This is a genomic window from Bacteroidota bacterium, assembly GCA_019637975.1.
Classification (GTDB): Bacteria; Bacteroidota; Ignavibacteria; order UBA10030; family UBA6906; genus CAADGV01.
In genome coordinates, this window is the sequence record JAHBUR010000060.1 from 1 (window position 1) to 11151 (window position 11151).

The window sequence follows — 11151 nt, forward strand, 5'->3', positions numbered from 1 at the left end:
CACGAGACAATCCGGTTTGGTATACTGTCTGTCCGCTCATCGCAACCCTATCTTCCTTTCACCAACGCCTGAAACCGCTTGTTCTCCCTCAGCGGCTTCCACGTCGGGTCCAACTTCAACAACTGTGCGGAAAGATCGGAGGGAATCGAAAGCAGCCGCTCCAACGCATCCAGAGCTTTCTCCTGTTCTCCCACCATAGTGTACACCCGGGCAAGGTCCATCAGGCGGTATCCGCCCCGCCATGCCTCGCGTTCGGGCGGAAGGAGTTCCACGCCTTTCCTCGCTGCCTTGATCGCTTCGTCGGTTCGTCCGAGGCCGGCATACGCGATGCCCAACGTGCTGTGTGCCCTCTCGTCTTGTGGGGCTTCTTTCAGTCTCTTCTCCGCCACCTGAAGCGCCACTTGATAGAGCGTTCGTGCTTGTCCAGTTGCGCCGCGCAATGCTGAGGCGTGCGCGAGCAGAAGAGGTTTGGGATAGAACACAAATTGGTTTTCCAATCCGACGCGGCTTACTGCATTCTCCGCCGCATCGTAATTTCCCTTGATCAATTCAATCTTGAACACCATGTAGGACAACAGTTGGTCTTCGCTGGATTCCGAACGCCCGTACCGCCTCCCTTGCTCAATTACTTCCGTCACAGAGCCGAGATCGCCACTCCGGAGAAGAAGGTTCAGCGCCCTTTGACCGTATGTTTGTTCGTTATCGGGAGCCAATTGGATTGCATTCTGGTAGTGCTTATCCGCCTCTTCGTATTGTCTGTCCAGCGTGAGTGTCTCGCCGAGCTGACGCTCTATTTCCGAAGCTCGTGGGTTGGCAACGATCACCTTTCGCCAATGCGTAATGGATTCCTTCATATTCCCCTGTCGGCGATACACCGCTGCCAGACCGTAGGAAACCTCGGGATTGTTGGGGTCTAATTTCAGAGCGATGGAGAATTCCTTGATTGCGGATTCATAATCCAACTGCGTGTGGTAATGATACCATCCCATCGCCTCGTGTGCCTCGGAGAGATCTGGAGCGATGGCGAGGGCTTTCCCGGCCGCAACCCTCGCCTTCTCAACCCGCTCTGCTGTACGATCATAGAAAAACCAATACATACCCGCATGTGCCGCGGCCAGTCTGGCGTACGCGGCAGCAAACGACGGATCGAGAGCAATGGCCCGTTCATACTGCTCCACCGCGATTTCTCGATCGGCCCGCGATGATGAGCGATTCTCGTATTCTCTTCCCCGCAGGTAGTAGTCGTATGCCTGCGCATTCTCCGTGAGCTTCCCTTTGAGCTTTTCACTTTCGTGCTGGAGAAGCTGGATATTGAGGGCGCGTGCAACTTCGGATGCCACATCGGCCTGGATCTTGAACGCATCGGAATACGTCGCCTCAAACGGCTGCGACCACGTTTGCAGAGCACTCTGAACGCTGATCAACTCGGGATTGACACGCACACGCTGCTCCTCTCCACCCGACCAGCGCACGGTTCCCATCAGCACGTAGTCCACACCCAATTCTGCACCAATCTGCTTTACACTCTTGGGCGTCTTCTTGTACTCGCGGGCACTTGCCCTTGCGATGACACCGAGACCCGAAAGACGCGAAAGTCTCCCCGTGATTTCGTCCGTGATGCCGTCGGCAAAATACTCCTTCTCAGGATCACCAAGATTCTCAAAAGGGAGAACGACAAGCTTCTTGGGTCCGACACTTTCTTTTCCGGATTTCCAGGGCTGAAAAAGGAACAGGCCGGCAACTACGAGCACAGCAATCCCAGCGACTATCCCGATGCGAATATTCTTGTTGGGAGAAGGTTGACTTGCAGATGGTGCAGCAGATTGCCTTCCGGTCTGCGATGTCGGCGGCGGCGGAACGATAGTTCTTGATACACGCGACGAATCCCGTTTCAACCGCCGCAGGTCAACAATCATTTCGGAGACGGATTGATAGCGTTCATCGGGATTTTTTTCCAGCGCTTTATTGATGATGTGTGTGATTTCCAGTGGCGCGTCGGGGAGATACTCGGAGAGCGGCGCAGGTTCCTCATTAAGAATTGAATACATTACCGCCGCATCGTGCTCGCCGCGGAAAGGGAGCTTGCCCGTCAACATCTCAAACAATACCACACCGAACGAGAAAATGTCCGAACGGGCATCAACCTCACCGCCTTGGATCTGTTCAGGTGCCATGTAGGCAAGGGTGCCAACGGTGCTGGAGGTTTTGGTGAGTTTAAGCGAACCTTTGAGTTTGGCAAGTCCGAAATCCATCACTTTAATCTGGTTGCGCGAGTTGACCATGATATTCTCGCACTTGATGTCGCGGTGGACAATGCCCTTGGAATGCGCTTCGTGCAACGCCTCGCCGATCTGGATGGCGAAAGCGATTGCGGATTGCGGATTGGGGATTTCGGATTGAATGATGTGGCGGAGCGTTTTCCCATCCACATACTCCATCACGATGAACTGGTTCCCATCCACTTCCTGAATATCAATGACCGAACAGACGTTGGGATGGTTCAGGGCAGCAGAGGCCTTTGCTTCCTGCAGGAAGCGCGCTTGTTCGGCTTCGCTTGCCGTGAGATGATGGGGGAGGAATTTCAAGGCGACGACGCGGTCGAGCCTGGTGTCCTGGGCTTTGTAAACAACGCCCATCCCGCCCTCGCCCAATTTCTCCAGTATCTTGTAATGCGAGATTGTTTGGCCGATCATCAGTTTTGTCTTTCTTTCGGTATCAAGACGATTTTGCGAATGGGACTCGTCGTCACGCGGTTGCTGAACTCCAGACACAAACCAACCGCTGCAACGATATCCACTTTGATGATGCAACCTCCCCACGTGCATCCGTTTACACGCACTGCCTGCGGAACAGGACTCATCCTGTCGAACCACCCTCCCGAAACGAAGTAACTCCCGTCCTCCTGAGCCGTGAGGGAATACGTTGAGTTGCATGTCGCAACAATCACGCAATCCCCCTGACGTACGCTCTTTCTCTGCACACGTTCCAGATGCTCGACGCTTTGCGTCACCGTATCAAGAGAGATCATCCGCTCTGAGGCCATTCGTTCGTTCATGCGAAACTCCTGCCCACAACAACATTGTAGTGTTCAACGGCAACATCCTCGCTCGTTGTTACATCCACATTGCCTGTTCGTTCATGCGACTTCTTCCACTGGTACAACTCCGACAGCAAATGTTGCTGGGATTCGAGGAGGTTCTTGAAGAGACCGCTCTTCTCATATGCTTCCGCATCGTGTCGCGAGACCCAACTTGTCACCGAGATCATCTCGTTCGGCTTATCTGCCCGCGCTGTCAGATAAACGTACCGGCAACCCTGCACCGACCGCAGTGCCGGAATCACACGGGCAACATAATTCTGTTTGAACGCGTCGGCAGCGTCGGGACGCAGTTTCAGTGAGACAATTCTTACCCAGATACTTCCGGCCGTTGCCGATCCATCGTCGTCCGATGCTCCTGCAGCAGCCACGGCAAACGTACTGACAACAGGCTCTTCCGGAACGGGTACATACTCAAGCGTTAGATTGTCGGAAAGTCGGATTGTGAAGTCGGATGATTCAAGGAAGTGGGGCCGTGATTCATCGAGGAGTGAAGTGAACAAGCCGCTGTGTTCGTAGGTGCGGGCATCGGCCTCGGAGTTCCACAATGTCATTGAGAGGCATTCATCGGGTTGGCGGGCACTCTGCATCAAGCCTGCGTATCGGCATCCTTTCACGTGGTGAAGAGCGGGAATAATCCTGTTCTCGTACAGGCGCGCGAGTTCGGCCGCCCGGTCTGCCTTCACTTTTACTCGAACAAGACGCATGTGCATGGTTCAGTGATTCCCTTTCGTTCAAAGAGCGTGTGAACGGCCGGGCCAATCCTGTGAAAGACCCGGCCGCGGACTTACTTCTTCCGGATGACGATACAAGTCATATCATCCTCTTGTGCCGCTCCGGTCATCCATGACTCCCAGGCGGCAACAAGCCGGTTGATGATCGTATCGGATGATTCGGCAGCCGTCCCGGCAAGTATCTCCTGCACCCTGCCGTAGTCGAACATCTCGCCCCGACTATTCTTCTGTTCGGGAAGACCGTCGCTCAGAAGCAGAAGCGTGTCGCCGACCTCAAATGGAGTTTCGTGCACCGGGTAAGAGAAATCTCTCATCGCCCCGAGCGGCATTCCTTTGAGCTGGATTTCTTCAACGCAGCCGGTTTCCTTCCTATAGAGAAACACCGGCGGCATGCCGGCATTTGCAAGCCGGAGGTTGTTACCCCTCAGCCGGACGAGCAGAAATCCCATCAGCATTCTCCCCAACCTGATCTGCTTGATGGCGCGGCTGCAATGATTGAAGAAGCTCTGAATGTCCGTACGGGAGGCTTCGAGCGCAAACAGGCCTTTCATCAGCGTCACAACGGTGCCGGCCTGCATGCCGTGACCTGTTGCATCGCCAAGGGCGACATCCAAAGAATCGCCGTCGGGGGCAACGCTGAAATCATAGTAGTCGCCGCCCACTTCTGTTGCCGTTCGAATGTACACCGCAATATCATAATCGGGGAGTTGCGGGATTTCTCCCGGCAGCATCGAGAGTTGCAGCGTGCGGGCATCTTCAAGTTCCTTTGTCTTGCGGACGTTTTCGGCTTCGAGGGCAATCCTTTCCGCTTCCGCCGCTTTTTCGCGTTCATTCAGCCGCGCATTCTCAATAACTTGAGCCGATTGCGCCGCGATAATGGTCAACAGCCGTTGATCCTCATCCGAAAAGTTCTTCCCGTCCTTTTTGTTGAAGACGGTCAACACACCTTTCAGCGCGCCTTTGTTCATCATCGGAACGCACAGGAGAGTTTTTACAGACAGATCCCACTTCACGCCGCGGAAGCGTTGATCGTTGTGCGGCTCGTTGAGCAGGAGCGGCTTTTTATTCAACTGCATCCAGCCGACAAGAGCATGGTTGACGTGGAATTCTTCGTGAGCGGAAGAACTGACGTTCGCGCGGATGAGCGTCTTCATGGAACTGTCCGCCTGCTCTTCAACAAGTGTCACGAGGCCCTGTTCGGCATTCAATGCGCGAAGCGAACGCCGGACAATCGTCTGCATGATTTCCTGCGAGTTGAGCGACGCACTGATTGCCCCGGCAAGGTCGTTGAGAATGGAAAGCTCTTCGACAGCGCGACGGAGACGGCGGTTCTCTTCATGAAGAGCATGGAACTGCACCATGTCCGGATTAGACATCACAGCGTGTCATCATTATGTGAAAGAGCCCTGCAGGATTGAAATGAGAGGTTATGTGAAACTCTTCTGCGCTTCGTCTATCGTATCGTGAACATCGAACACCAGAGAGAGCTTTGTAATGACGAACACGCTGTCGATATTCTTGTTCACGCCGGTGAGTTTGATGTGCCAGCCTTTGCGGGTGTATGTTGTATGAGCCCCCACAAGGACGCCGATTCCCGCACTGTTCACGAATGTGACGCCGCTGAGATCGACAATCAACTTGCTGTATTCACGGTCGATGAAGCCGGCAACTGCACGGCGTACTTCGTCCGTTTCTTCTCCCCCGGTCAAAGCGCCTTTGACCTCAATTAAACCGATGCCGCCGGTAAGCGACGATGTTCTTACAGCCATAACGATACCTCCTGACTTTGCTTTGGATTCGGATGAGGGCTCTATTGATGAATTCGAGCTGTCGGATTGGGGTGTCTTCTTCCGCCGGACGGAGAAGGCTGACTTAATCTCAACAAAATGTTGCATGAAGTCAACTTGAAACCATCGGAACCGCAACGTATATTGGACAACACTTCTCCGTCACTCGCGGGATTGGCATTACACATAACAAGGAGTACGTCCATGTTCATCGGCCATTTTGCAGTAAGTTTCGCCGCAAAGAAACCTGCGCCAACAGTCTCGCTCGGGACACTCTTTATCGCTTCGCAGTTCATCGACTTGCTGTGGCCGTTTTTTCTTCTGTTCGGAATTGAAGCCGCGCGCATTGACCCCGGCAATACCGCCTTTACACCCCTCGACTTCTATCACTATCCTTACACCCACAGCCTGCTTGCGGTTCTTTTTTGGTCGTTGGCGTTCGGGGGAGTGTATTATGCCGTCAAACGGAACGGTCAATCTGCGATGATTCTGGGACTCGCCGTCTTCAGTCATTGGGTGTTGGATTTTGCAACACATCGCCCCGACTTGCCTCTCGCGCCCGGCAGCGATGTGTTTTTCGGGTTGGGATTGTGGAACCACGTTGCCGCGACAATCATTGTCGAGGGGCTCATGTTCGCCGGCGCGGTTGTGTTGTACAGCCGCGTCACCAAGGCGAAGGATAGAGTCGGGACGTATGCGTTGTGGGGACTTGTCGCTTTTCTTGTAGTTATCTACTTCGCCAACATATTCGGCCCGCCGCCGCCGGATGAATCGGCGCTTGCGTACGCGGGACTTCTCCAGTTGATATTCATTCCGTGGATGTATTGGATAGACAGGCACAGGAAGAGCGTTGCCGCCTAAGGCATTTTCCGGCTGATCGACTGCATCACGTTCTGCCGGAGGGGGCGGGTGGCCGTCGTCACAGCCAACACTGGTGGTTACTATTATCATATAGTCGTGTTCATTTGGCCTTTTGCTGAAGGGCCCTGTTCTTTACGTTGAAATCATTGTACCCTTTCGGTTAACGGCCTTCCCGCGGCGGAAACAACCCATCAATCAACCGAAAGGAGTTCGTCATGATTCCGTTTCGTTCGCTTCGCCTCATCGCCCCTTTTCTTTTCCTCTTCTTCTTTGTTCCTGCTGCGCTGAGTCAAATGCAGAACCCGGGGGTCGAGGTTATGTATCTTTCTCCCGACCAGCTTCCCGCCTTTCTTGCGGAACAACAACCGGGCATGGCACCGCTTCAAGCCGGGCCCCTTACTGTTCAGGATTTGATCATGTTCCAGTTACACCTGTTGAACATGAACCCGCAGATCATCAACTCGCGGTGGGCAATGTTTGTGTTCACCTACACGGCGGCGACGGCATTCTATCTCACGATCGGAGCGGAACGGTTGGGGGTCGGGTTCACCTATGTTGCGCAGAATTTCTACATCGCGGCCGCGACCATCGCAACCATCGTCGCCATCCGGTTCGATCTTGCCGCGCTCGGAATAACAAACGGAACCCCGTGGCCTTCGTCCGCGCTGATGCGGATTTACTTTCATTGGGCACAACAGCCGAGCCCTTCTCCGCCGCCCCAATTCCAGCAATACGATCTTGCCGTTGCTCCGCTCGATGATGATGCAAGCAACGAGTACGGCGACCCGACCGTAAACGAGCCGCCGCTTTCGCAACCGACTCCCGAACCGAACCTCAATTCGCCCGTTATCTCGATGACCCATTTCGGGTGTACGGTTCCCAACATCGATTTATCCAACACCCAGAATCCGCCTGTGCCGGGCGGCTACGCCGGTGACAGAAATGCATGCGGGCCCGCAGCCGCGTCCAACAGTTTGAAGTGGCTCGAATCCCTCTACCCCCAGATCAACATCCCGTTCAGCCACCGGGCACTGTTGGATTCCCTTTCGAGGCTGATGGGAAGGCAGCAGGGTTCGGGAGTCAGCATCGAGTCCTTTATTCGCGGCAAGCTCGATTTCATCCAGCGGCACAATCTTCCCATTCAAGTAAAATTCCAAGCGCAAGGAGTCGCGGGCAACATCTCCGCCTCATCGGGACCGTCGTTTGCGCGAAACGATAACAGCGGCACCTATCCCTCGTGGGCGTATCTGAAGCAGGAAGTGGCGGACACGGAGGACGTGGAGATTTTCTACAAGTGGTTTGATGGAACGAATTGGCGCGGGCATGTGGCCGCGGTAACGGGAGTGTATGAAACCCAGAGTGGCAAGAGGTACGTCGGGATCAAGCACGATATAAAACAAGGGGATACGGGAGGAACCGTGCAGGAGTTTCCCGAAATTATGGTTGACCCTGCCGGCAGAATGGTCATTCACCGCCACGGTATCCCCCGCTACATCTCTCATGTTGTTTCAGAAAGTCCCGGTACGCCCTTCACCACCGGCGTACGCGGCGATGGAGGGGTGCCGTATGAGTTCCGGCTCGAACAGAACTATCCCAACCCGTTCAACCCCACAACAGCAATCAGCTATCAGCTTTCAGCGGTCGGACACGTAACACTGAAGGTGTTTGATGTGTTGGGGCGGGAAGTGGCAACGCTGGTGGATGAAGTGAAACACGCCGGCAGGTATTCTGCTTTCTTCGATGCAACCGGATTGCCGAGCGGCGTCTACTTCTACCGCCTCACAGCAGGAAGCCAAGTCGAGACGAAGAGGATGATGGTGTTGAAGTAAAGACCGTAGCATAGGTCGAGTTTTTCCAGAGAATCCCGGTGAAAGCCGGGTTTCTTTTTGTAGACGATCCCAAAACGGGCAGCATCATTCCCAAATCAGACAATCACAACTACACATTTTCCCATCTTTGATGTAGATATTTTCTACATTCATGTGTACTAATGAGTTCTCCCTTTCATTCTGCAAACAAACCAGTGACACACAGATTGGTTGATTGGGGCGAAATCAGTCCATAATTTCACCAAAGGCAAGAAGGGATGGGAATTATGAAGGCACCTCTACAGCCCTAGTGTGGCTATGCACCTTCAGTTTTGGACACAAATCATGCACGGCAGCTATTCGGGCCGTGTATTACTGCCGGCTAACTCCCCGCGACTTCGAGCAGCAAGAAAATTCATCCTCATTCGGTAGTATTGCATAACACAAGGAGGGAAACTCAATGACAACTATTTCCAGTCTTCTTTGCGCCGGAAGGCAAAGCCTCGGTCGTTTGATAGGCGGAGTTCTTCTGCCACTTTGTTGGGTATTGTTCGATCCGGATCCATTGCATGCTCAATGGATGCAAAGCGATGGGCTCTACGGCGGCTTTATTTATCGAATAGCCGTAAGCCCCAACGAAGAAGGTGGGATCACAAGCCTCTATGTCGCGACTGACAGTGGCGGTGTGTTTCGTTCAACCAATAACGGGACAAGCTGGAGCGCAGTCAAGAGCGGTCTAACAGCTAAGACTGTATGGACTGTCGTCGCCAAGCCAAACGGTGCAGGAGGTACAATTCTTTTTGCGGGAACCTTTGGCGGCGGTGTCTTCCGCTCTACAAACTACGGTACGCTCTGGACACCGGTCAACAATGGCTTGGCAGACTCCCGCGTCTGGTGCCTTGCGGTTTTTGATTCAGTAATCTTTGCCGGGACCTACGACGGCATCTTTCGTTCCACCAACAACGGGAACAGTTGGACAGCATCCAATACCGGCATAACGAATCTCTATATTCTTTCCTTTGCACGCGACTCTGCCGGTTATGTTTACGCCGGAACGACTGATGGCCTCTTTCGTTCCTCAGATTTTGGCATAACCTGGACGACAATCGGTAACGGATTGACAAACACCTACGTCAGAGCACTCGGTGTTTACGGCAATTTTCTTTATGCCGCCACCCAAGGCGGCGGCGTCTTTCGTTCTACAGACAATGGTGCAAGCTGGACTGCAACGAGCAGCGGGATACTAAACCACGACCTGAGGGCGCTGGTCATTGACTCATCCGGAAATCTCTATGTGTCGAGTCCCGGGGGTGGTGTCGCTCGTTCTACCAACAGCGGCATGAGTTGGACAATCGTCAACAATGGTTTCACATCAATTAATGGTAATGCCAATGTTCGATCCCTTGCTATTTCGGGTGCGAGTGTCTATTGCGGGACCTGGATGGGTGGTGTCCATCGTACAACCAACAGCGGTGAATCATGGACGCAGGTCAACAGCGGCTTACGGGCAACGCATGTTCGGGCGTTTGTATCCTCCGGCGGCAATCTCCTTGCCGCGACTGATGGCACTACCGTCTTTCGTTCGACAGACAACGGGGAAACGTGGTCATTTTCCAATAATGGCTTGACAAGTGCTCGGACCTTTGCTCTCGCTCGCTCGGAGACGACTCTTTTCGTCGGGACTATCGTTGGTGTGTTTCGTTCCACCAACGACGGCACAAGTTGGGCAGCGACAACCTTGATGGGTATCCACGTTCGCGCCTTTGCCCTCTCGGGCACACATCTTTTTGCCGGGACTCAAGGCGGAGTGTTTCGGTCTACCGACAACGGCGAGAGTTGGACGGCGACGAGCGTGACCAATTTCGTGTATGCTCTTGGCTCTAACGTACCGGGAGTTCTCTTTGCCGGGACTGACAACGGCATCTTTCGTTCCACCGACAATGGTACAAGCTGGACAACGGTTAATGCAGGCTTGACGAATCTGACTCTTCTCGCCCTTGGCTTCGACTCACTCGGTGCTGTTTATGCCGGGACTGATGGGGGCGGCATCTTCCGCTCCACAGACACCGGCGCGAACTGGACTGCACTAAACAACGGCTTGACGAATCTCTCTGTGTATGCGTTTGCCGCGTCGAGCACAGATTTCTATGCAGGCACTGATGACGGCGTCTTTCTCTTCAACTATAACAACCAAAGTTGGACACAAGCAGATACCGGCTTAATAAACCCCAGTATCAGGGCACTTGCAGTCAGCGGGTCATTCCTTTTGGCAGGCACAGCCGGCGCCGGAGTGTTTCGGGCTTTGGAATCATCATTGCCCATTGTCCTTTCTCATTTTACAGCAACAGTTGTTACCCCCTACCATGTTCGCTTGGACTGGGGGACGATCTCGGAAGTGAACAACTACGGTTTCTACGTTGAGCGAAGGTTTGGAACCGAACTGCCCTTTGCAGTGGTACCCAATAGCTTCGTCCCCGGACACGGGACAACAAACGAGCCGCGTTGGTATTCATTCGATGATACGACGATTCCATCCCCCGGCACGTATCAGTACAGACTCCGTCAAGTTGATTTAGATGGAACACCACACTACACCGAACCTATCAGCGTGACAACGGGGGTAACCGGCGTCGGAGACATCACGCCGGGCGAATTCGCCTTGCTGCAGAACTATCCCAACCCGTTCAACCCCACAACAGCAATCAGCTATCAGCTTTCAGCGGTCGGACACGTGACGCTGAAGGTGTTTGATGTGTTGGGTCGGGAAGTGGCAACGCTTGCCGATGAAGTGAAGAAGGCAGGGAGCCATTCGGTTCAGTTCGATGCAACCGGATTGCCGAGCGGCGTCTACTTCTACCGCCTCA

Annotated in this window: 8 protein-coding genes; 3 read left to right on the forward strand and 5 right to left on the reverse strand. The window is 53.9% G+C overall.

Annotation, left to right across the window (positions count from 1 at the left end; genetic code table 11):
• Positions 1-47 precede the first annotated feature (47 nt).
• The 5 genes from KF749_18205 to KF749_18225 form a co-directional block, all read right to left on the reverse strand.
• Positions 48-2693 carry a protein kinase gene (locus tag KF749_18205; protein ID MBX2993089.1) on the reverse strand — a complete coding sequence of 882 codons (2646 nt, stop codon included), beginning with the start codon at positions 2691-2693 and terminating at the stop codon, positions 48-50.
• On the reverse strand, positions 2693-3055 hold the full coding sequence (locus KF749_18210; GenBank protein MBX2993090.1) for a hypothetical protein: 363 nt from the start codon (positions 3053-3055) through the stop codon (positions 2693-2695). Before KF749_18210 ends, KF749_18205 begins: the two co-directional genes overlap by 1 nt.
• The gene (locus tag KF749_18215; protein MBX2993091.1) at positions 3052-3804 is read right to left on the reverse strand and encodes an antibiotic biosynthesis monooxygenase; all 753 of its coding nucleotides are present in this window, start codon (positions 3802-3804) and stop codon (positions 3052-3054) included. The genes KF749_18210 and KF749_18215 overlap by 4 nt, the downstream gene beginning before the upstream one ends.
• A gap of 80 nt (positions 3805-3884) precedes the next feature.
• Positions 3885-5207, reverse strand: coding sequence for a PP2C family protein-serine/threonine phosphatase (locus KF749_18220; GenBank protein MBX2993092.1), 1323 nt, complete (start codon positions 5205-5207; stop codon positions 3885-3887).
• 51 nt (positions 5208-5258) lie between these two features.
• Positions 5259-5600, reverse strand: a complete 342-nt coding sequence (locus KF749_18225; GenBank protein ID MBX2993093.1) for an STAS domain-containing protein — start codon at positions 5598-5600, stop codon at positions 5259-5261.
• 222 nt (positions 5601-5822) lie between these two features.
• Between KF749_18225 and KF749_18230 the strand changes: the two genes are divergently transcribed.
• The 3 genes from KF749_18230 to KF749_18240 form a co-directional block, all read left to right on the forward strand.
• Positions 5823-6479, forward strand: coding sequence for a hypothetical protein (locus KF749_18230; protein MBX2993094.1), 657 nt, complete (start codon positions 5823-5825; stop codon positions 6477-6479).
• A gap of 1439 nt (positions 6480-7918) precedes the next feature.
• A complete protein-coding gene (locus KF749_18235) occupies positions 7919-8308 on the forward strand; it encodes a T9SS type A sorting domain-containing protein (protein MBX2993095.1) in 390 nt (129 codons plus the stop codon).
• Positions 8309-8747: 439 nt separating this feature from the next.
• On the forward strand, positions 8748-11151 hold a 2404-nt coding region (locus KF749_18240), incomplete at its 3' end, for a T9SS type A sorting domain-containing protein (protein MBX2993096.1).